The following is a 20,526-nucleotide window of genomic DNA, read 5'->3' on the forward strand; positions in this document are numbered from 1 at the left end:
GCTTACCCACCCTACGGCCCTGCCTTTGCCGCCGGTCGCGGTCATACAATCGATTGATTGTGGCCGGCATCTCGCAGCGCGCTGTCATTGAATAGGCAATTTGAGTTGGAGGAATACTCTCAAGTTGATCCTAAATGTAATTACCGCGGCCAACGAGCAGTAACGTCATACTCGAAAAGCGCCTTGTTGCAGTTCCGCTTCCGTATGATCATCGAAGCAGTGTTTTCGTACCCAAGCATCAGCAGGGAGGCAGTCAGAATCGCTGGGGTATCAACCATGTTTCCGAAGAAGCTGGAATTGCCGACAATGTAATGAAGCTCTGCACCCGGCTCCAGTACGTTTGGTAGCGACGATAAATGCAGGTGCATGTCATAGAAGTACTTGAGCACATAGGTCGCCATGAGCTGAGCATTCTTGCCGTCGCTCTTTGCGATGCGTCCAACCGCATCAGTTAGAACCTCCGGGAGCACTTTGCCATTTGGTCCCCATTCATTTAGGCGACTTGTAGCGATCCCCCAAGTGCCGCCTATCGCCTTCCAATCCATCTCACCCGCTTCTCGGGCTTCTTCAAGAAACTTCATCCAATACATGTATGGGCGAAGTTCTCTAATATAGCTGATGCGATTCGGATAAGGGGGGGAGGTGACGACAAGGTTGAAGCGCCGCCCCATTTCTGGAATAGCGCGGGCATCCACCGCAACAACCGCCCCCTGGCCGCGTAGCTGGGTACCGCTAGAGGCAAGCACGGCATCGAGAATGACTAGATACAGGTCTGTCACATGCTCGACTTCGTGGTCTATCGTCTCCGACGAGAATGACATGGACACGTGATTGAAGGCGGCTGCAGAAGTCTCTATCACCAACCGACAGAAGGCCACCCACGCCAGCCCGGTCGCTCGATCTTTCTCCGGCTCACCGAACACTTCGACAAGTCCTGTCCGAAGTGCCGCTAGAGCTTGGAGTGTATCGGCTGACCACCAGCGCTCGATGTTGAACAGGCGGGGGGTCCAATTGTCCTTCTTCATCAAGGCGGGAACCCGAGCGATAGCCTGTTGGGCACCGTCTTGCACTAAGGCCAAGTGATCAGACGAGTATGACCGGCACTTTACATTGCCAAGCCAGATCAAGAACGGATTGATGTCGAATGAAAGCGCAGAGTTGCCATGCTCCGCCGCCGTAAGTGTCGTGGTCGCAGTCCCGGAGAACGGATCAAGAATCGCAATATTGGGGGGGAATCTGGCGATTATCTCCTTCACCAGCTTTACAGAGTAGGCCGGAGTAAGCCGGAGCCAGCCGTGGCGACCGAGCGACTTGTTATGCTTAAACGTGAGGTCCGAGCGTTGCTTAACGGAATGGCGCGTGACTTCAAGCATTCAACAAGGCTTCCAGCGCTTCTTGGACTTCCTTCTGGATTGCGGGGGAGTTGCGCTTGAAAAAGTCGGCAAGATCAAAGCCCAAGACCTCCTTGCAGAAGGCGAACAGGGATGCGGTCGATGCGTCGTCTGCACGACCGACCAAAACTCCACCTCGGCTGTTTTGATAGCGAAGGACCAAATCACCGTCAATCTGACCGGAGAAGATGGCAAACACGGGCATGTAGCCTTGTGCCCAAGCTACGGCGATGTTGTCGATATCGCCGTTCTGCCGTTTACTATCCTTGCTCTTGTACCCCTGACGAACCTCGAACACCGCGCCGTGGTCGGGGATCTTCGCACCAAGAATTCGGCAGTATTCGGCAACCCACTCGTTCACCCGTGCCTTCACCGCAGCGTTCGTAATGTCATCGAATTGGAGGCGACCATCAAGCGAGAGTGTTTTGTCTTTCCCTGCGCTCGTCTTAGTCTTGTAGGACCATGTGGCGCTGTTCCTGTCCGTGTAGCCCGTGGCATCGATGATGATTTCACGAAAAAGGTTCTCGCACCCCTTGCCGATTTGCCGGTACACCGAGGTCATACCGCCTGCGGCTTTGTGGGCTGCATACATCAGTTCAGAATTCAGGCCGCACCACGCATAGAACGGGTCGGCCCCGTACAAGTCAAGAAACTGCGGAAGGGATACGCCTTCTTCTTTATTTCCCTGTCCAAACTTTGGTTTGTACCGCTTGCATACCTTCAGCGGGTCTAAAAACTTCTTCAACAACTCTTTCTCTGTCGCCACCGGCGATTCCTCTTCATTCTTGGTCTAAAAGCCGCCTCAAAGGCGGCGTTTCCATTATCCCACAATCAGAAAGGCCGAATCCCTGGAATTGACCGCCCGTCTGTATTCAGGATAAAGAGGCCCATTGAATGCCACTTAATCCAAACAATTGGTTCGCTAAAGACTTGCCTAACTCAACTAAAAAAACGCCAACCTCGCCGCCTCGCGCTCGCCGCCGTCGAAAAAGCGCAAAGCCCATTGGTCGGTAGCGTCCAGAAAGCCGGCTTTGGGATCGGTTTTCTTTTGTTTGGCCGTCCAGTTGACATAGTCGCGGAAGTAGTAATGATCGAACATACGCATGAACTCGCCCAAATACACGTCGGCGACCGCGGTATCGCCGATGATAAACAATTGGTTCTCGTCGTTGTAACGGCATGAGTTGGTGCTGAAGTTGGCCGAGCCGGTGACGACCAAGGGATTGTCGGAGAGCGGATCTACTAGCAGGATTTTGGTATGCACATGCACACCGGAATGATGCTTGGATTCGGCCAATAGTCGGCCTTGCCATTGCTCCAAAATGGATTTTTCATCTATGGCGGCACTGGCTGCCAATTGGGTATTGGGCGCGTCGTGCAAGGCTTTACCGACTACATTGCGGGTGTTCAACAAGCCCAAGACGTGAGCCGGCGCTGCGGCCAGGGCCGCTTCCAGGTCGTCGTGCATGGCAAACGGCGCGGTAAAACAGATTAGGCGTTTGCTCGCCGTTACCCATTCCGCGCATGCGCTGACGGCTTCGGTGGATTGGCGCGGGCTTAGCACCAAATGCGAACCGGCCGCGGTCCTGGCCGGTGGTTGGGTTAAGCTCATCACTAGTTTCCGCGAATCGGCACCCGGCAAACTCGGATTTTTCCAGACGGCTTGATGCCAATCGAAATATTGTTTAGCCACTATGGCATCGTTGATCACGTGGCCGACGTTGGATTGTCCGTAAATCGCGCTATCGGTGAAATTGGTCGAACCGGTCCACACCGACACCGGTTTGCCTTTGCCGTTGCTCAGCACCATAAATTTGTTATGCGAGATATTCAAGCCGGCACCGGTGCGGGCTTTGCAGACGCTTTTCAAACCGTATTTTTTGATCTGCAGCGCGGCGTCGAGTGAAGGGCCGTCGCCTTTGGCGTCCAGCAAGCCGTCGTACAAAATCTCCAGCCTGACCTTGCGTTGCTTAGCGCGTTTAAGTGCCTGGAAAAATGCGTCTTTGGCAAATTCGTATAAAAATAAATGTAAGCCCTGTTTGGCTTGGGCTGCGTCGATATAGGCGATCAGGGCCTCCTCCAGGCCGCGCGATAGCCAGCTGCGCGCGTTCTGATCCACGATTTCACCTGCCGGCAAGTGCGGAAAGCGAGAGGCAAAAGCCTGACTGGCGGCCGCGCTACGATTGAAATGCACAGCATGACCTTTGCTGCCGATGGCGGTGGGTTGTTCGCAATTGACTTGCACGGCTACCGAATCGAAAGTCTTTAACGCGCCCGGTTTGCCGGTCAGCGCATGGACGGTGTAGGTATAACTGCGCCCAGGCTTGGTGGTGTAGTCACCCCAATGAAATTTCTGGATCGGGTGATGACGGCTGCTGACGCTGGAGCCGTCGTCGCCGGGCAGGTCGAAGCGCTTTAAGCCGCGTAGCCAAGTGATTTCGCCGTTTTCATGGTCTTCGCGGCGGATGCCGAAGCCGAGTAAGCCGCTGCAATAAGCTTTCGGGCAGGTAAATGCCAGCAGCACCACGTAGGTACCGGCGATCGCTCTGACTTGCAAACCGTTGGGGCTGATATTGATCTCGCTACGCATGGCCGTCTCCGTTTAGATAGAGTGGATGACAAGTTTAGGTCTGTTAACCTTCGGTTGCGAGTCTGGCAAGCGTCAAGAAGTCGCTGTAAGCCAGCGCAGCTATTTAATGTTTCGCACCAAAAAATCCTTTTGCCCGCAAGATTTCGCCGCACTTTTCACCACGTCGGCGCTGCAACTAGCGGTCGCGCCGCCCTTATCCAGACACACGAACATTTCCTTGAAAAACCGCCCGCCGCCGCTGCAAAACGGGGCGATGGCTTGCTCTTTCAGCCAGGGGTTGGCCTCGGTAAAGGCGCATTTCAAGCCGTCCGCCGTGGTTCGGAAAGGTTTTTGCGGCCGCTGGTAGGCCTCCGGGATGGCGACTTTGCTTTTCAGTGCTTGCGATAATTGAAAATAACCGGCTTGGGTCAGGCCGGAGCAGGTGCCGTGCTTTTCCCATTCGTGTTCGAACAGAAATTCGGACGGATAAAGCTCAGGAAACGCTTGAGCTTGACTAGCTGCGTAGGCTTCCTTGGTGCAAAAGCTTGGATAGCCGACGTTGTATTGCGGCCATAGGCCATGCAGCACCAAACCCAGTTTTTTGCCGCACTGTTCGCGGTCTTTGGGCTGTTCTTCGCAATAGGTGGGCGACCAGGATAAGGCCAGCACATAAGCGTCAAACTTGCCGGGTTTGCCGTTGGCGGCCAGGGCGGTCGAGAACGCTGCCAAACACAGCAGTAAGCAAACTTTCATAAATTGCTCCAAGTCTTAGAGTTTAGGGCGAGGAATTCGCCGCCTACATTTTTTAGCTCAGTATCAGAGCATAAACTGCTGCCAAATCCGCTCCACTTCCTTGCGCAGTTCTTGAAACTCGTCGCCGTGCGCGGTGGCGCTGAGACCTTGCAGTACCTGATGATGGCCGTAATCGCGGTAGGCGCAATAGGCTTGTTTTAGCAAGGCGGCATCGGTTGGCGAGATAAAACCGTGCTGCTGTAAACCTTCCAACAGGCGGACGTTGTCCGTGTAAGTCGCTAGACTCGGCTGCTGCGCGGTTTCTGCGAGAACGCCGAACTGGACGATAAACTCGATGTCGGCGATGCCGCCCTGGCTTTGCTTTAGATCGAATATCGACGGGTCTTTGGGGGCCAGGTTGTCGCGCATTTTTTCACGCATCTCCCGCACCTGGGTTTTCAATGCTTCACGGTCTCGCGGTAAGGCTAAAATCCGGCCGCGGATGGCTTCGTAGCTGTGTTTTAAGTTTTCGTCGCCGGCCACGAAACGGCCGCGCACCAAGGCTTGGTGCTCCCAGGTCCAGGCTTCGTTTTTTAAATACGCTTCGTAATGGTCAATATGCGTGACCAGCAAGCCGGAATCGCCGTTGGGCCGCAAGCGTAAGTCCGCTTCGTAGAGGATGCCGGACAGCATTTTGGTATCCAGAATGTGGCGGATTTTTTGGCCCAGGCGTAAATAAAACTGGCCGGAATTGATGGGCTTTTCGCCGTTGGTTTGCGCGTCGCCGTCGGTACAGGCGTATAAAAATACCAAATCCAGATCCGAGCCGTAGCCCAGTTCGATGCCGCCGAATTTACCGAAGGCAATGATCGCAAAGTTTTGCGGATCGGCGCCGGTGCCGGGCGGGTGGCCGTGCTTGCTGACCAGCATTTGCCAGGCGCATTGCAACACCTGCTCCAGAATGGCTTCGGCGGTCCAGGTCAGGTAATCGCTGACGATCATGACCGGTATCACGCCCATGATGTCGGCTGCGGCTACCCGCAACACATTCAGATGCTTGAACTGGCGCAGCGCAATCATCAGTTGTTCGCTGTCCTGGGTATCGACGCGCGCCAGTTCGCGCTGCAAGTCCTCGCGCAAGGCCTGCTTTTGCAGCGGGTCGTACAGCGAACGGGTATCCAGCAGTTCGTCGAACAGAATCGGATATAGCGACAGATATTCGCAAATCCACGGGCTGGCGGCCGCCAGTTTGATCAGCTGATTCAGCGCATCCGGATTTTCGGCCAGCAAGGCCAGATAGACGTTGCGGCCGGCTACGGCTTCGAATAAATCCAGAATCCGCAGCAAGGTCGCATCGCTTTTTTCGCTGTTTGCCACTTGTTCTATCAGTTGTGGCATTAACCGGTCCAACACCCCGGCCCCCTTGCTGGTCATGCGTTTAATCGCGTGCGATTCTTTAAAATCGACGAGGGCTTTTTGCATGTTCAGCGGATCGGCAAAGCCATAGTCGGCCAGTGCTTCCAGCGCCAGTTCGTTGTCCGCGGGGCTGGCCCATATCAAGCGCGCGCTTTGCTGTTTATTGTCCTGTTCGCTGAGCGAAAACACTTGCTCGAAAATATCCTGCACCGACTCGCGGACCTGGTCCAGTTCGGCTTTGAACGCGCTCCAATCCTCAAAGTCCAGTGAATAGGCCAGAATTTGTTGTACCAGCGGGTTAGCGGGTAGGTCGTGGGTTTGTTTGTCCTGGTATTGCTGGATGTGGTTTTCCACTCGCCGCAAAAACCGGTAGGCAAATTTTAAGGTTGCCACATCCTCGACCATCATCAGCCCCAACTCTTCCAGTACGCTGAGGATGGTTTGGATTTCACGTTGCTGCAAGGCGACGTCCTGGCCGCCGCGAATCAATTGAAAGGCTTGGCCGATGAACTCTACCTCGCGGATGCCGCCGGGGCCGAGTTTGACATTGTCGGCGCGGTCGCGGCGTTTCAGTTCCTGGGCGATTTGGAATTTTAACGAGCGCAGTTCCTCGAACGCGCCGTAATCCAGATAGCGGCGATAGACAAACGGTTTGATTAATGCGGCCAGGTGTTTGCCGGTATGGAAATCGCCCGCCACTTGCCGGGCCTTGATCATCGCATAACGTTCCCATTCCCGAGCTTGGGTCAGGTAGTAATGCTCCATGCCGTCGAAATTCATGATCAACGGGCCGCTGTCGCCGAACGGCCGCAGGCGCACGTCGGTACGGAACACAAAACCGTCCACGGTAATTTCGTCGAGCATTTTCACCAAGGAACGGCAGATACGGGTGAAGAATTCGCCGTAGCTGATTTCCTTTTTCTCGGTGAGGACGCCGTCTTCGGCGTAAGCAAAAATCAAGTCGATGTCTGAGGAATAATTCAATTCCCAGGCGCCGAGTTTGCCCATGCCCAGCACCACGATGTTAAACGGCGTGCCGTCGGCCAGCGTGGGTGTGCCCCAGCGCGCGCAAGCCTGCCGGTATAAAAAATCGAGCGCGGTTTGAATGCAGACCTCGGCCAAGGCGGTTAAATCAGACAGCGTTTCGTCCAGATCGGACCAGCCGGCCAGATCGCGCCAGGCGATTCTGATCATCTCCCGGCGGCGGAATATGCGTAATTGCCTGGCTAGGGCAGGTTCACTGTCGGCATTGCCGTTTTGTTGCAGCGCGGCGGCGTAATCGGCGCGGCGCAGCGGGGCGAATAGATCGGTGGATGTCACCAGGTCCGGAATTAGATCGTGATGGCGCAGCCAGCTTTCGCTGATAAATTGGCTGCAAACACAAACTTTTAGTACCGAAGCGCAAAATACGGCGTTGTCGAAAACCTGGCGTTGCTCTTGGCTAAGCTTTTCGTCGAGCTTGGTGCAAAAGTCGGAGGCCAAAGTCCGCAGTTCATCCGGCAACATTACCGTGTGCTGGGACAGCGAATCGAAAAGTGACATAGGCGGGATCCTGTCGGAAGAACGGAAGCAGCATGATACCTAAACTGCAGACGCTACCCTAGATGGCGGCTGAAAAAATATCCACACAGGAATCGGGTAAACTTAAACCAGGCCAGGATGCGGCTGAGCGCCGCATCTTGCAGATTGATCGAACCGGAGCGCAACGCATGAAAACCCTGTATCTAGCCGTACTACTATTGATGTTGAGCGCTTGTAGCCAAAATAATCAGTATGCGAACTTGGAGGGTGGGCGCAGCCAAACCGGCCAGCCGGCCTTGCATGCGGTGCGGGACAAGCGCTTGCATGAACTGATGGACCGAATGAACAGCCTGATGCAGGAGCGGTTTATGACCGAACAGCAACTAGACGTGGAGCGCCGCAAATACTCACGGCAAATCGGCGAAGCAGCGCGGGATTTGGCGGCTACTGTCGAGATCATGATTGCCCGTATGCCCGGTTTGCAGTTAAACGCGGCCGAACAAACCACGTTTCTGGCCCTGGCCGGCAAGCTGCGCGAAGAGATGCGCCAATTGCAGCAGCTGGCCGAGCAAAATCATATAGACGCCATTCCGGATAGCTTGCATGAAATCAACACCACCTGTACCTCTTGTCATGCCTTATTCAGAAAACTGGGGAGCTAGAGGATGAGTAAATTTCTACAATTATGTCTCATGTGGCTGTACTGTTGGATAGTCAATCCTGCGCAAGCGGCAGACGAAGACATCAAGGCTTTGCTGAAAGCCTTGAGTCAGCAAGTCACTCAATTACAGAGTCAGGTTGAGCGTTCCAATGCCAGGATCGAACAGCTGGAGCAGGAGTTGCAGCATGTCCGCGCCGAGCAAGTTGCCGCCGGCAAGGCACCGGTCAGCAATACGGTGCAAGCGGTGGCGGCGTCACCGACAACGGTAGCGACGGGGAGCACCGGTTCCGCTTTGGTGAGCGATAAGGCCAAAGAGAAGCCGGCGGTGACGGTTGGCGATGTGAAAGGCACGTTTAAAATTCCCGGCACAGACACTTCGGTGGGTTTGGGCGGGTTCGTGAAAATGGATACCTTGTTTAACAGCGTCAGCGCCGGGCGGGACAGGCTGGGCGATCAGCAACTGGCGATGGCGCAAATTCCGGTGGGTGCGGCCGGTGAACGTGGGCAAATTACTTTTCACGGCAAAGAAAGCCGCTTGTGGTTCAAATCGTTTACCCCGACGACTGACTGGGGCGACATCAACACCTATATCGAGTTTGACTTTTACGGTGATCCGGCAACGTACACATACACGCCGCGTTTGCGCCATGCTTACGGCTCCATCGGTCATTTCCTGGCCGGACAAACCTGGACCACCTTTCTCAACGTATCCGCATTGCCGGATACGTTGGATGTGGGTGGCTCTGCTGGCGCTGTCGCCAGCCTGCGCGATCCTTTGGTGCGCTGGAGCGAGCCGTTTAATTGGCTGGACACGCCGATGGAGTGGCAATTGGCATTGGAGGCGCCGCGCAGCCGTTTGTGGGTCGATAGTGCGCTGGAGCCTTCTTCCAGTAAAAGCACTAATCCCAATTTGGATGCGGGGTATTACACGACGCCCAACGCTGATCGTTATCCGGATTTGATGGCTAGGCTCAACCTGAATCCGGATTGGGGTAATGTATCTTTGGCAGCGGTCGGCAGGCAGTTGCGCTATAGCAATGGCTCGACGGGTTATCGGCAAGCCGAGTGGGGCGGCGGGGTTAATTTGGCCGGACGGATAAGTACCTTCGGTTTGGATAATATGCGCTTTATGGCGCATTACGGCAAAGGTGACGGGCGCTACGTGTCTACCAATAACACCTTCGCTGACGCGGCGCTCGATCAACACGGCGCTATCGAGCTGGTCAATGCCTATGGCGGCATGTTGTCTTATCAGCATTGGTGGGATAAGCAATGGCGGTCTAATGTTACTTATGGTTTTGCGCAGGCGGATTACCCCAGTTACGCAAATACGGTGCTGAGCCGCCAAGTGCAATCCGTGCATGCCAATTTGCTGTGGAGCCCGGTCAGTCAGGCCATGTTCGGCGTGGAATATACTTATGCGACGCGCGAGCTGATCGATGGGCGGGACGGCGTGTTGCAGCGCGTGCAGTTTTCAGCCAAATATAGTTTTTGAGCTTGGCTGCAACCCAGTTCAATGGGCCGGGCGGAAGCCGTTAGGTGTGCCGCCAACGGTTATTAGCGTTTGATCTTGAACACTCGACCCTGATAACGGACGATGATTCCGTCTTCTGCTATTTCCTTCAGTTCCAACTGGTCTTTGATCGTCTGGCCGGGTACGTATTTGACCATGTCTATCATCACGAAACGCTCCGCCGGTGTGGGTGAATAGCTAAATACATTAATCGGTAGATTTGGCAACGACTGGCGCACTTCCGGCGGTAAGTCTTGTAAAGTGGGCAAGTCGTTTTGTGGACTTGCTAGCGCGACTGGCTCCGGTTTTTTCGCTACGGCTTGTTCACTGGGTTCTTCGATGCGTTGCGGAACAAGTTTAGATTGTCGTTCTATCTCGGCTGTCGGCTTGCTAGCCGGCGCTGCTGCGGTGGTTACCGTCGGTAAGGGCTTAACCGGCTGCGCTGGCGCAACGGTCGGTTTAACCCGCTCGACCGGCTCAACTGCTTGTTTTGTGTTAGCGGCGAGTTTTTCGGCTGCCGACGTCGGATTGCGAGGCGGCTCAGTTTTGGGCGTGGGGGCAAGCTTTGCCGGTTTCGGTGGACTATCGGCCGGCAATTGTGGATTTGCTTTCGCGATCAACGGCGCCACTTCTTCGATATTGACGAGGGGCTGTGGTTTTTCTGCGGGTGTCTGTGGCGCGATGCCCAGAAAATAAATCAAAATCGCCAAGTTCAACAGGACCAGCGCAACGATGATCTTAGTCATGCCATGTCGTTCCGGCATTTGCTCGATAGCGATGCGGCTGGTCACCGAGTCGGGCTGCATGGCTTGGCGTTCTCGTTCGGATTTGCGCAATGCATTCAAGATGTAAGACATATCAACAAGCCTAGCGAGTGGTGATTGCCAAATGAGGCGCAGCAGAGGCAGCGCTTTGGTTATCCAGGTGTATCAGGGTGCGGGCGCCGGCTATGCCGTCGGGCGTTAGATGTTGCCGGTGTTGGAAAGCAATCAACTCGGCTTTCAGCGTTTCGTCGAACACTTGGGAGGCCATGTCGCCGGCTGGTTTGCCGGTGATTTTACCCAGCTGTTTACGCAGCCAAAGCACTGCTGCGGATTGCTGCGCTGGGGCGATTTCCGTGACTCCTGGATGCGGCGGCTGCCACAGCAGCAAATAATTGCCGTCCCAGAGGGTTAAAAGCTCTGCTAGAGGGATGCTGACGGTGTCCTTCAAACGGATAATCGCCGAATCATTGTCAACGCCGGTCAACAATACATAGCGTTTGCCGCCGGTAGGGTCGGAAAAAGCCAAAATCGCCGGCCGGTTTAAGGTCAGCAGCTCTTGCCAGTTGCCCTTGCCGAATAAGCAATTCAAACCTAGGGCTGCCACTGTCGCACAATCCGCGGCGCGGCCGGCAGGTATGGACAGATTCCATGTTTTCAGCGACTCGGTCACTGCTTCGGTGAAGCTGAGGCCGGCATGATCGAGCTGATCGATAAAGCTGACCGGCTTGGTGGCGGGGATGGGCGGTGCCGGGACGGCGGGTTGTTGGGCAATAGCCGGTTTGGCCTGTTTAACAACCGGCATCGGCGGATGCCAAAACTGCAATCCCACCCAAGCGCCGACTGCCAAAATCGTGGCGGTTGCGGCATACCAGCGGCGTTTGGCTGTTACCGACCCTAACACTTCCTGCGCCGCTCGGCGAATAATCGCCGGGTTGATTTCCCGCGCATTGGTGGCGTAAGCGCCCAACAAGGCCCGGTCGCACAGAATGTTGATCAGACGCGGCACGCCTTGCGAATAATGGTAAATCTTGCGGATGGCCGCAGGATTGAACAGGCGATGGTTGCCCTTGCAGACCCGCAAGCGATGGCGAATATAAGCTCGGGTCTCGTCCAGCGACAACGGCAGCAAATGATAGCGGGCGGTGATGCGTTGATTGAGCTGGCGCAAATCTTGGCGGGCCAGCAGCGCATTCAGTTCCGGTTGCCCGACCAAGATGATTTGTAACAACTTGGCCTTACTGGTTTCCAGATTGGTCAGCAGGCGAATTTGCTCCAACACGTCCAGGCTAAGGTTCTGCGCTTCGTCGATCAACAACACCGTGCGCCGGCCTTGCGAGTAAGCGGCCAGTAGGTATTGATTGATGGCGTCGATCAGTTGTTTCGCTGCGAAACCGGCGTGGCTGATGCCCAATTCGTCGCAGATCGTCGCCAGTAATTCCTGTGCCGTTAATTTAGGGTTCAAAATTAAGGCAATATCCACATTTTCCGGCAATTGTTGCAGCAGGCAATGGCACAGCGTGGTCTTGCCGGTGCCCACCTCGCCCGTCAAAGCGACGAAGCCACCGCCCTGATTAATGCCGTACAGCAAATGCGCCAAACCTTCCTGATGCCGCTCGCTCATGAACATGAAATGCGGATCGGGCGAGATCGAGAAAGGCAATTCGCTGAAATTGAAGTATTGCTGATACAAGTTTCTGGCGCTTCAAGAAAATGGTCGGACGATGCTAATTCAAACTGGGGGAAATTGCACTTAAAAGTCTGTGCAACTCCGCTGGTAACTGCGATTGGTGAGCGTAATCGGGGGACGATTTATAAAGCTTGGTCATAGGTGTCGCTATCGCGACGGATTATTTAGAAGTCGGGTCTCGGCCCGACAGCCGAGGTACTTTCTTTTGCTCCGCCAAAAGAAAGTACCCAAAGAAAAGGCGGCCCGGATGCCGCTTAGACCCTGCGCGCCGGAGCTTTTATCGAGGGTCGGCAGAAGGGGCTTCCCAGCCCCTCCGCCAACGTGCGGCATCCCTGCCGCACCCCTTCGGGCAATTCTCGATAAAAGCTCCGGTGCTCGGCGCGGCATACGGGGAAAAACCGTCGCGAGTTCAGGGCTTTGACGGTTCTTTTGGATTTAGAGGAATAGTGGTATAGCTCTGAATAGCGAAGCGTATGCGGAGGAACGAGGGATATGCGAAACATCGTTTGGACCTTTTGCGAGTTAGCGCACGACCTTAATTATTAAGGCATTGCCAACATTCGTCACAATAGCGAAGCATAATCGAGGGAATGGTTTGCGTCCGAATACGCTATCGCTAATCGGACCTTGTATTATCCACCCGTGTTTTTCAGGAGATAATGAAATCTCGCAAAACATGCCTGAGGGGCACCTCAGGTTTGGGTCACTGGATGCCGTATCGGACCTTGGACTATTGAAGCCCGAGACGTAGACCCCTGCAGCAGTGACCCACCCTCGATCAACGATCGGACAGTCTCTTCGGCCCGGATTCCGGCAGCCTGCATTCACAAGGTAGATCATTTGAGGTTTTCAATGTCCCATTTTTATCTCGGTATCGATGTTTCAAAAGCCAAGCTGGATTGCTCATTACGCTTGTCCAACGGTAAGTTTCGCGCCAAAGTGGTTCCCAATTCGCTTGAAGGCTTTACAGCTTTGTTGACGTGGCTAAACGCCCAAAAAGCTGAATCCGTGCAGGTCTGCATGGAAGCGACCGGCATTTATTGGGAAGACGTTGCTCAGCATCTGGCAACCAACGGCTTAACTGTCAGCGTCGTCAATCCGGCACAAATCAAAGCTTATGGCGCTTCACGGCTCACCCGCAGCAAGACCGATACGGTCGATGCTAAACTCATTGCCGATTTCTGCGCCGAACGCAAACCATCCGCTTGGCAACCCCGTTGCGAGGCGGAAGTCACGTTACGCGCACTAGTGCTGCGCCTGGACGCCCTGCAAACCATGCGCACCCAAGAAAGCAACCGTTTGCAGGTGGCTCGCGAAGCGGTGCGCGAGGACATTCAGCAGCATCTGAATTGGCTGGATACCGCTATCCAACAATTGATCGACGCCATCAATGATCACATTGATCGCCATCCCGATCTCAAGCAACAGCGCGAATTACTCGACAGCATCCCCGGCATTGGCGAGCGCACCAGCGCTATTATCCTAGCGTTCTACGCCGATACCTCGCGCTTCGCCAATAGCCGACAAGCCGCAGCCTTTGCCGGACTCGATCCTAGGCAATACGAATCGGGTAGTAGTATTAAGGGCAAACCCAGACTCTCCAAAATAGGCCACTCGTTCTTGCGAAAAGCCATGTATATGCCAGCCATGGTCACATTGTATAAAACCGCCTGGGGGAAACAATTCAGGAACCGATTAGCCTGCGCCGGTAAGCCCAATAAACTCATTATCGGCGCCATGATGCGAAAATTGATTCATGTGGCGTTCGGCGTCTTAAAATCCGCCAAACCCTTCGATTCGGCTATTCATTTGGCTTGACTTGGATAACAGTATCTACCGTGCTACCGTGCTACCGTGCTACCGTGCTGCGGGCTAAGGCCATTTTTTCTTTCTAAGAACATATGCTCTATCGTCCCAAACCCATTCGAGAAACTCTTGCATTTGAGGAAATGGAGGCTCTCGGTTTTCGCACGCATACGCCTTGTGGCTAATGTCGGATGTTAGGTCGCGCAGTTCTGTAAGCATCTTTATTATGTAAAGGACGGCGTAGCGAGCCGCTTGATCATGAAGTCCGGGAAGGGCCAATGCTTGCTCCGTCGTGAGCGCCTGTTTGTCTAGTCCTTGCATTAAAGTAAACGCCTTCCCAGCAAGCGCGTTGGATGCTGCGTTTGCTTGCGAGAGTATCCGGTCCCGCTTCGTTTTGGATACGTCTTTCCTGAGAATTGACATCATCACATTGTTCCAGTGCTCAAGAGGATCTATCTGCGTTTGCAGTCCGCTCAAGGCATCTAGGTTGTGATATCTGGTTGTTTGTGCAAAGTCGTTTAGTAAAGCCAGAATCTCGGCAGATATTGGCTCAAGGTTTTGTATTGGAGTGAGTTTCGAGTTTTCTGCTGCTGAAATTGAGACACACGAATCATACAGACTGACAATGTCGTGACCGTATTCCTTCAATTTTTTTCGAGACGGAACTGCAAGCTGGTTCATTATCATGTGGTCCATGATGATGATTGCTTTCATCAGTCGTTCCAAGCCTACCGATATATTCAACAATGCTGCGTAGAAGGCTCCTTTGTTGTGGACGTTGGCTCGTCGAAGTTCTGATAAGCCCGTCGCTAGGCATGAGCTGATGAGGTAACCCTCTTGCTGGAGTAATAGGAATGAGGGTGGAAATATTGGAGGGCTGGTCATGTTTGTTCGTATGTCAAACGGGAGATTAGATGGTTTCTTTATATATTCCTTGGTTGGACAATTTTCCCTTTCTGCGAATTCAAGGGGGCAGTCTAGCTAGAAATTTGTTTTTAATAGCCGAATTGTCTTTCGTCCCTAAAACAACATGTTTTCATAAGGAGGGTTAAAAATCGATTTAGACTGGGCAGACTTTCGATTTTGGGATAGGTTTTACCCCGTATGCCGCGCCGAGCACCGGAGCTTTTGACGGGATCAGCCCGAAGGGGCGCCGCAGGGATGCGGCGCGTTGACGAAGGGGCAGGAAGCCCCTTTTGGCAACCCCGTTCAAAAGCGAGGAGCGCAGGATCAAAGCGGCATCCGGGTGGCTTTTCTTTTGGTGACTTTTCTTTGGCCAAACAAAGAAAAGTTACTCGGCTGTCGGGCCGAGACCCGACATTAAAACAAACCGTCGCGTTAGCGACACAATCCACGACAGCCTATTAAGCACGATAGTACAAAATCGTACTCACTCTACTGGCTAATCTTATCTATGGGTTTGAACATAGCGCCTCATAAAATAGTCTCCTTGTATCTCAATATTAAAGCCAAATCTTTGATACCAAGAGATCAATTTTTTACGTGAAATTGAATCTTTAGTTCGTTTTTGAGGGATAGCGTCTAATTCTAAACATACATCGTATTTATCGGCTAACTCACATAGCGTGCTTAAAACTAAACTGCCTGAGCCAATTTTCTGTTCATAAATGAACAAATATGTGATTCTAATTGTTGGAGAGCCAGAGTTATTTAAGCCTTGCAAAGCTATGCACCCAATATCATTGCTACCAACCTTTATAATACTGGGATGCTTACTGCCATGACTATATGAATGATTCTCGTCGATTTTTTCTATACAAAATTTGTGCTTAAAATCATTAAAAAATTTATTTTCATTGGTTGAGGAGCTAAATGATTTGGGGACAAAATTCATTGTTTGCCTCTATTTGTCCAACAAAATTATTGATTAGTAGCTTGTATAAAGATTGAGCTTATAAGTCTGCCAACTCTAAGGGTGCAACAACCAACGGGTTTTAGACTAAGGCCAAGGCATTGAGTTAAAAGCTCGTGCAACAGCAGCGCAATTATCTGGACTATTTCCAGAAGCTTGTTGTTCGGCATTGTGTTGCATGCCTGCCATAAATATAGGTAAATAGGTTATCTGATCCTGTGAACCCGGAGGAAAATTCCTATCCATCCAGTATCCAACTCTGCTAGAAGCATCATTTGTATTTATGCCGCAGGCAACAGCGCGCCCTAAAATGACAGAATACGTTGTTAATTTATCGATGTCTGCTGTCGAGGCTGCTAAAGTACCGCTACTAAAAATAATTAGTATCGATGGAATGGCGGTTTTTAAAGTTTTCACTTTCATCCTAATATGCATGAGTAAGCGTAACAAGCAATTTGATAGTTAACTGTATATCTACCACGAATCATATCTTACCTAAATAAGTTACTGGTCTATGAGATGCGTATTGCCCACCGTCAATCGTCCCAGTCTCCGAAAATGACCAGTCTGATACTGCCACAGGAAAAACTAAACACTCACCCCCCCAACAACGGAGACTGCAACACTATCGCCGCCGCAATCAACACCGCCGCACTGAGAATAGCTCGCAAGGTGCGGGTATTGTTACGCTTCAATTGTTTGCGTAGTTCCAGCATGTCCTTTTGCTGCTGCTGAAGTTGCTGCTGCATGTGCGCGGCGCTTTGCAGGGCCTGGAACACCAGGCCGGGGACTTCCGGAATCTGTTCGGTGATTTCCGGGAATTTGGCAAACAGCTCCTTGATCTTTTTACCGGGACCGACCCGTTCCTTGAACCAGTTTTCCAGGAAGGGTTTGGCGGTTTGCCACAAGTCCAGATCGGGGTAAAGCTGGCGGCCCAGGCCTTCGATGTTGAGCAGGGTTTTTTGCAGCAATACCAATTGCGGTTGCACCACCATATCGAAACGGCGGGCGGTTTGGAACAGCCGTAACAGCAACAAACCGAAAGAAATGTCTTTTAGCGGTTTTTCAAAAATCGGCTCGCAAACGCTACGGATTGCCGCTTCGAATTCTTCGATCCGCGTCGTCGCCGGCACCCAGCCGGATTCGATGTGCATTTGAGCCACTTTCCGGTAGTCGTGGTTGAAGAAGGCCAGGAAGTTTTCGGCCAGATAGCGTTGATCTGAGCTGGAAAGGCTACCGACGATGCCAAAATCCACCGCCAGGTATTTGTCCGGCAATTGCACGAAAATATTGCCCGGATGCATGTCGGCGTGGAAAAAATTGTCGCGGAATACTTGCGTGAAAAAGATTTCCACGCCACGTTCAGCCAGCTTTTTAAAGTCCGCATTGCCTTTGCGCAGGGCGTCGATGTCGCCGACCGGAATGCCGTAGATGCGTTCCATCACCAAGACTTTGCGGCGGGTCAGCGGCCAATGAATTTCCGGGATGTAGAGCATCTCGGAGTTCTTGAAATTGGCGCGGATCGCACTGGCGTTGGAGGCTTCGCGGACCAGATCCAGTTCGTCGAGAATGGTCTTTTCGAACTCGGCAACGATTTCCATCGCCCGCAGCCGGCGGGCATCACTCCAGAAGCGTTCTGCCAGGCGCGCCAGTTCGTACAGCAAGCCGACGTCGGAATGAATTTTGTCTTCGATGTCCGGCCGCAAGACTTTAACGATGACTTTTTCGCCGGTGTGCAGGGTGGCGGTATGTACTTGCGCGACCGAGGCCGAGGCCAGTGGTTGCGGATCGAACTCTGCGAAGGCGTCTTCTATCGATTGCCCCAGTTGCTGTTCGATGATGTTGCGGGCAGTCTCGGCGGAAAACGGTGGTACTTTATCTTGCAGTTTGACCAGTTCTTCGGCGATGTCTTCCGGCAGCAAATCCTTGCGGGTGGACAGGGTTTGGCCGAATTTGACGTAGATCGGTCCCAGGTCTTCCAGGGTTTTACGGATGCGCGCGCCGCGCGGTTCGCGGGCTTTGCTGGTCCAATAATTCGGCGATAAGAACGCCAGATAGCGGACAGGACGGAATAGATGGGTCTTTAAAACAATTTCATCCAGGCCATGGAACATCATCACCCAGTTGATGTGGATGAGGCGCATCAGAATTTTCGGGCGAATCACGGGGCAGGTCCTTGTTATTGAGGCGCGGATGTAGTTTGAATTGCGGCTTCCAGGCGGTCGAGGCGGGCATCAAGGCGGTCGCAGTCGCTGCGGCAAGTGTCGATGTCGCGGAAAAATAACTCGGCTTCCGATTTGGCCGGCAGCTCACGAGTTTCTTCTTGCAGGAATTCCTCCAAGTTGAGGCGAAAGGTGGTCAAGGTGTGTTGCGTCCAGTCGCGGCTGCCGCGGAACAACTGGCTCAAGCGTTGGGCAAAGGCGTCGCCGGTATAACGGGCGATTTTGCTTTCCAGGTTGATGTCCAGTTTTTCGAACAAACGTTGCAGGCGGCGCGCGACTTGGGTGTCGCCGTCGATGCGGACTTCGCCTTTAAACAGCGAGCGCATCGGCGTGGCGCTTAAGCCCATCAAGCCCAAAGCCGACAATGAACCGCTGAGCGTGGCGTCCACGCTGCCCGGATAGCTCTCCAGAATTTGTATGCTTTGCGCGGTAGGGCAAAGATACAGGCTGCTGTCGAAAGACGTCACATGCAGGGCGATGACTTTGCCGGTCATGGGCGTTAGATACTGTTCGATGTGATCGTCCAGCGCTAAATAACGATTCAGTGCGGTTTCCAGCGCGGAGATTAATAGGGACTTAACGCTGCTCGACATCACTCGCCTGTGCTTGCTGTTGTTGCAGAAACTCTTGCATGTCTTCGTTATTGACTCGTTGGTATAAATCGCTGACTGTCACGGTTAAGTCTATTGATTCCAGGGTGAGGCTGTCGCCAAGGAAGTAATGTTCCGATAGCCAGTGGGTCGAGCGGCGTAAGATTTCGACGTCGACAAAATCCTGTTCGATCAGCACATATTCTTGCAAGCTCGGCAAGGCCTTATAGGCCGCCAGTTTGGTGGATTTGTCCATGCGTCGGGTGGCTTTGGATAGCACTTCGACGATAATGGTTGGCTTTTCGGTGTAGTACTCGTCGCCGTTTTCGTCGGCGCACACTACCATCACATCGGGATAGAAAAAGTTGTGTTCGGCTTTGACTTTTATGTCAGCCATGAACGTCTCGCACGGCGTGCCTCGCAGATGTTGGGCGAAAGTCGTGAAAACATTCCCGGCTAATCTTTGATGGTTACGGCTGGCTCCCGCCATTGCGTAAACTTCGCCATCGATCAATTCATGCTTGATGTCGCTGATCATTTCGCCGGCCAAGTATTCGGCTTCACTGATGTAATGCTGAGCTGGTTTTAGTGCCATTGGCAATTCTCCGCTTTCACGACCGGCGAACGGGAGCTTAAAATTTATAGCCCCGGTGTACGGCAACGATACCTTGCGTCATGTTGAAATACTCGCAACGCTCCAGGCCGGCGTTTTCCATCATTTGCTTGAGTTCGTCCTGCTTGGGATGCATGCGGATCGATTCGGCCAGATAACGGTAGCTGTCTTCGTCCTTCGCCACCACGGCGCCGATTTTTGGCAGTAGTTTGAAGGAGTAAAAGTCGTAGACTTTTTCGGTGATCGGGTCGATAGGGTGGGAAAATTCCAGGACGATGACGCGGCCACCGGGTTTTAACACGCGGTACATGGAGCGTAAGGCGGCGTCCTTGTCGGTGACGTTGCGCAAGCCAAAGCCTATCGTCACGCAATCGAAGGTGTTGTCGGCGAATGGCAGGCATTCGGCGTTGACTTGGGCGTAGCGGATATTGCCGCTCAAGCCATGGTCGATCAGTCGGTCGCGGCCGGTGCGCAGCATCGCGGCGTTGATGTCCGCCAGTATCACCTGGCCGGATTTGCCGACGCGCTTTTCGTAAAGTTTGGTCAAATCGCCCGTACCACCTGCCAGGTCGAGCACGCTGTCACCTTCACGAACATTGGCCAGTTGCACGGCCACTCGTTTCCAGATGCGGTGGATACCCATCGACATGAGATCGTTCATGACGTCGTACTGGTTGGCGACCGAGTCGAACACGCCGCGCACCAGCGCCACTTTTTCCTGCTTAGGAACCTGTTTGAAACCAAAATGGGTGGTATTGTCGTTTGTCATGATGTCGTTTAATTATGGATGGGCGAGCGGCGGCTGAGGCCGGCGGCTTTCAGGGTTTCAAGATACTGCGACCAAAGCAGCGGAAATTCCGAACCCAATTTATACAGTAAATCCCAGCTGTAAATGCCAGTGTCGTGGCCGTCGCTGAACACCAGTTTGATGGCGTAATTGCCCACCGGCTGGATGTCGGTAATCGTCACGTCTTCCTTGCCGATTTGCAGGGTCTCCTGGCCGGGGCCATGGCCGACCGCTTCTGCCGATTGGGTAAACACGCGCAGATATTCGCTGGGCAGCTCGTAAATGCTCTCGTCGTCGAAATGGATTTCCAGGATCGCCGAAACCTTATGCAGCTTGATTTCGGTCGGCACACGCTGAGTGGGAGTGATTTTGACGCGCATA

At 53.3% G+C, this 20,526-nt stretch carries 18 protein-coding genes; 3 read left to right on the forward strand and 15 right to left on the reverse strand.

What is annotated here, in order from left to right; genetic code table 11:
- Positions 1–140: 140 nt before the first annotated feature.
- From DDY07_RS00330 to glnE, 5 genes are all read right to left on the reverse strand, one after another.
- Positions 141–1,373, reverse strand: coding sequence for a DNA adenine methylase (locus DDY07_RS00330; protein WP_171694347.1), 1,233 nt, complete (start codon positions 1,371–1,373; stop codon positions 141–143).
- The gene (locus DDY07_RS00335) at positions 1,366–2,157 is read right to left on the reverse strand and encodes a hypothetical protein (protein WP_033158377.1); all 792 of its coding nucleotides are present in this window, start codon (positions 2,155–2,157) and stop codon (positions 1,366–1,368) included. The genes DDY07_RS00330 and DDY07_RS00335 overlap by 8 nt, the downstream gene beginning before the upstream one ends.
- A gap of 177 nt (positions 2,158–2,334) precedes the next feature.
- Positions 2,335–3,981, reverse strand: a complete 1,647-nt coding sequence (locus DDY07_RS00340) for a phospholipase D-like domain-containing protein (RefSeq protein WP_171694348.1) — start codon at positions 3,979–3,981, stop codon at positions 2,335–2,337.
- 99 nt (positions 3,982–4,080) lie between these two features.
- A complete protein-coding gene (locus tag DDY07_RS00345) occupies positions 4,081–4,713 on the reverse strand; it encodes a ribonuclease (protein ID WP_171694349.1) in 633 nt (210 codons plus the stop codon).
- A gap of 63 nt (positions 4,714–4,776) precedes the next feature.
- The gene (glnE, locus tag DDY07_RS00350) at positions 4,777–7,650 is read right to left on the reverse strand and encodes a bifunctional [glutamate--ammonia ligase]-adenylyl-L-tyrosine phosphorylase/[glutamate--ammonia-ligase] adenylyltransferase (protein ID WP_253734363.1); all 2,874 of its coding nucleotides are present in this window, start codon (positions 7,648–7,650) and stop codon (positions 4,777–4,779) included.
- A gap of 62 nt (positions 7,651–7,712) precedes the next feature.
- Here glnE and DDY07_RS00355 point away from each other — a divergent pair, with 62 nt between their 5' ends.
- Both DDY07_RS00355 and DDY07_RS00360 read left to right on the forward strand, forming a co-directional pair.
- Entirely contained in the window at positions 7,713–8,291 is a 579-nt protein-coding gene (locus DDY07_RS00355; protein ID WP_171694350.1) for a cytochrome c, read from the forward strand.
- A 3-nt stretch (positions 8,292–8,294) separates the two neighbouring features.
- Positions 8,295–9,785: a DcaP family trimeric outer membrane transporter gene (locus DDY07_RS00360; RefSeq protein ID WP_171694351.1), complete on the forward strand. Its 1,491-nt coding sequence runs from the start codon at positions 8,295–8,297 to the stop codon at positions 9,783–9,785.
- Between the two features lie 62 nt (positions 9,786–9,847).
- Here the strand turns inward: DDY07_RS00360 and DDY07_RS00365 are convergent, their stop codons facing one another.
- Positions 9,848–10,660, reverse strand: coding sequence for a general secretion pathway protein GspB (locus DDY07_RS00365; protein WP_171694352.1), 813 nt, complete (start codon positions 10,658–10,660; stop codon positions 9,848–9,850).
- Positions 10,661–10,670: 10 nt separating this feature from the next.
- On the reverse strand, positions 10,671–12,257 hold the full coding sequence (locus tag DDY07_RS00370) for an ExeA family protein (RefSeq protein ID WP_171694353.1): 1,587 nt from the start codon (positions 12,255–12,257) through the stop codon (positions 10,671–10,673).
- 849 nt (positions 12,258–13,106) lie between these two features.
- Between DDY07_RS00370 and DDY07_RS00375 the strand changes: the two genes are divergently transcribed.
- Positions 13,107–14,072, forward strand: a complete 966-nt coding sequence (locus DDY07_RS00375; protein ID WP_171694354.1) for an IS110 family transposase — start codon at positions 13,107–13,109, stop codon at positions 14,070–14,072.
- A 54-nt stretch (positions 14,073–14,126) separates the two neighbouring features.
- Here DDY07_RS00375 and DDY07_RS00380 read toward each other — a convergent pair whose 3' ends face one another.
- The 8 genes from DDY07_RS00380 to DDY07_RS00415 form a co-directional block, all read right to left on the reverse strand.
- Complete coding sequence (locus DDY07_RS00380; protein ID WP_171694355.1) at positions 14,127–14,774, reverse strand: hypothetical protein; 648 nt, start codon at positions 14,772–14,774, stop codon at positions 14,127–14,129.
- Between the two features lie 694 nt (positions 14,775–15,468).
- A complete protein-coding gene (locus DDY07_RS00385) occupies positions 15,469–15,915 on the reverse strand; it encodes a hypothetical protein (protein ID WP_171694356.1) in 447 nt (148 codons plus the stop codon).
- Between the two features lie 105 nt (positions 15,916–16,020).
- Positions 16,021–16,356 carry a hypothetical protein gene (locus DDY07_RS00390; RefSeq protein ID WP_171694357.1) on the reverse strand — a complete coding sequence of 112 codons (336 nt, stop codon included), beginning with the start codon at positions 16,354–16,356 and terminating at the stop codon, positions 16,021–16,023.
- Between the two features lie 173 nt (positions 16,357–16,529).
- Positions 16,530–18,098 (reverse strand): ubiquinone biosynthesis regulatory protein kinase UbiB, encoded by a 1,569-nt coding sequence (gene ubiB, locus DDY07_RS00395; protein ID WP_171694358.1) that lies wholly within the window; start codon positions 18,096–18,098, stop codon positions 16,530–16,532.
- A gap of 14 nt (positions 18,099–18,112) precedes the next feature.
- Complete coding sequence (locus tag DDY07_RS00400) at positions 18,113–18,748, reverse strand: SCP2 domain-containing protein (protein WP_171694359.1); 636 nt, start codon at positions 18,746–18,748, stop codon at positions 18,113–18,115.
- Positions 18,732–19,340 carry a Uma2 family endonuclease gene (locus tag DDY07_RS00405; protein ID WP_171694360.1) on the reverse strand — a complete coding sequence of 203 codons (609 nt, stop codon included), beginning with the start codon at positions 19,338–19,340 and terminating at the stop codon, positions 18,732–18,734. Before DDY07_RS00405 ends, DDY07_RS00400 begins: the two co-directional genes overlap by 17 nt.
- A gap of 37 nt (positions 19,341–19,377) precedes the next feature.
- Complete coding sequence (gene ubiE / locus DDY07_RS00410; protein WP_171694361.1) at positions 19,378–20,127, reverse strand: bifunctional demethylmenaquinone methyltransferase/2-methoxy-6-polyprenyl-1,4-benzoquinol methylase UbiE; 750 nt, start codon at positions 20,125–20,127, stop codon at positions 19,378–19,380.
- An 8-nt stretch (positions 20,128–20,135) separates the two neighbouring features.
- Entirely contained in the window at positions 20,136–20,525 is a 390-nt protein-coding gene (locus DDY07_RS00415) for a gamma-butyrobetaine hydroxylase-like domain-containing protein (RefSeq protein ID WP_171694362.1), read from the reverse strand.
- Between the last annotated feature and the right edge of the window lies 1 nt (position 20,526).

Source organism: Methylomonas sp. ZR1, from assembly GCF_013141865.1.
Taxonomy (GTDB): domain Bacteria; phylum Pseudomonadota; class Gammaproteobacteria; order Methylococcales; family Methylomonadaceae; genus Methylomonas.

Coding starts and splice junctions, on each gene's coding strand:
- DDY07_RS00330 (WP_171694347.1), bottom strand. CDS start 1,373: ATGCTTGAAGTCACGCGCCATTCCGTTAAGCAACGCTCGGACCTCACG.
- DDY07_RS00340 (WP_171694348.1), bottom strand. CDS start 3,981: ATGCGTAGCGAGATCAATATCAGCCCCAACGGTTTGCAAGTCAGAGCG.
- DDY07_RS00345 (WP_171694349.1), bottom strand. CDS start 4,713: ATGAAAGTTTGCTTACTGCTGTGTTTGGCAGCGTTCTCGACCGCCCTG.
- glnE (WP_253734363.1), bottom strand. CDS start 7,650: ATGTCACTTTTCGATTCGCTGTCCCAGCACACGGTAATGTTGCCGGAT.
- DDY07_RS00355 (WP_171694350.1), top strand. CDS start 7,713: ATGGCGGCTGAAAAAATATCCACACAGGAATCGGGTAAACTTAAACCA.
- DDY07_RS00360 (WP_171694351.1), top strand. CDS start 8,295: ATGAGTAAATTTCTACAATTATGTCTCATGTGGCTGTACTGTTGGATA.
- DDY07_RS00365 (WP_171694352.1), bottom strand. CDS start 10,660: ATGTCTTACATCTTGAATGCATTGCGCAAATCCGAACGAGAACGCCAA.
- DDY07_RS00375 (WP_171694354.1), top strand. CDS start 13,107: ATGTCCCATTTTTATCTCGGTATCGATGTTTCAAAAGCCAAGCTGGAT.
- DDY07_RS00380 (WP_171694355.1), bottom strand. CDS start 14,774: ATGAAAGCAATCATCATCATGGACCACATGATAATGAACCAGCTTGCA.
- DDY07_RS00385 (WP_171694356.1), bottom strand. CDS start 15,915: ATGAATTTTGTCCCCAAATCATTTAGCTCCTCAACCAATGAAAATAAA.
- DDY07_RS00390 (WP_171694357.1), bottom strand. CDS start 16,356: ATGAAAGTGAAAACTTTAAAAACCGCCATTCCATCGATACTAATTATT.
- DDY07_RS00400 (WP_171694359.1), bottom strand. CDS start 18,748: ATGTCGAGCAGCGTTAAGTCCCTATTAATCTCCGCGCTGGAAACCGCA.
- DDY07_RS00405 (WP_171694360.1), bottom strand. CDS start 19,340: ATGGCACTAAAACCAGCTCAGCATTACATCAGTGAAGCCGAATACTTG.
- ubiE (WP_171694361.1), bottom strand. CDS start 20,127: ATGACAAACGACAATACCACCCATTTTGGTTTCAAACAGGTTCCTAAG.
- DDY07_RS00415 (WP_171694362.1), bottom strand. CDS start 20,525: ATGCGCGTCAAAATCACTCCCACTCAGCGTGTGCCGACCGAAATCAAG.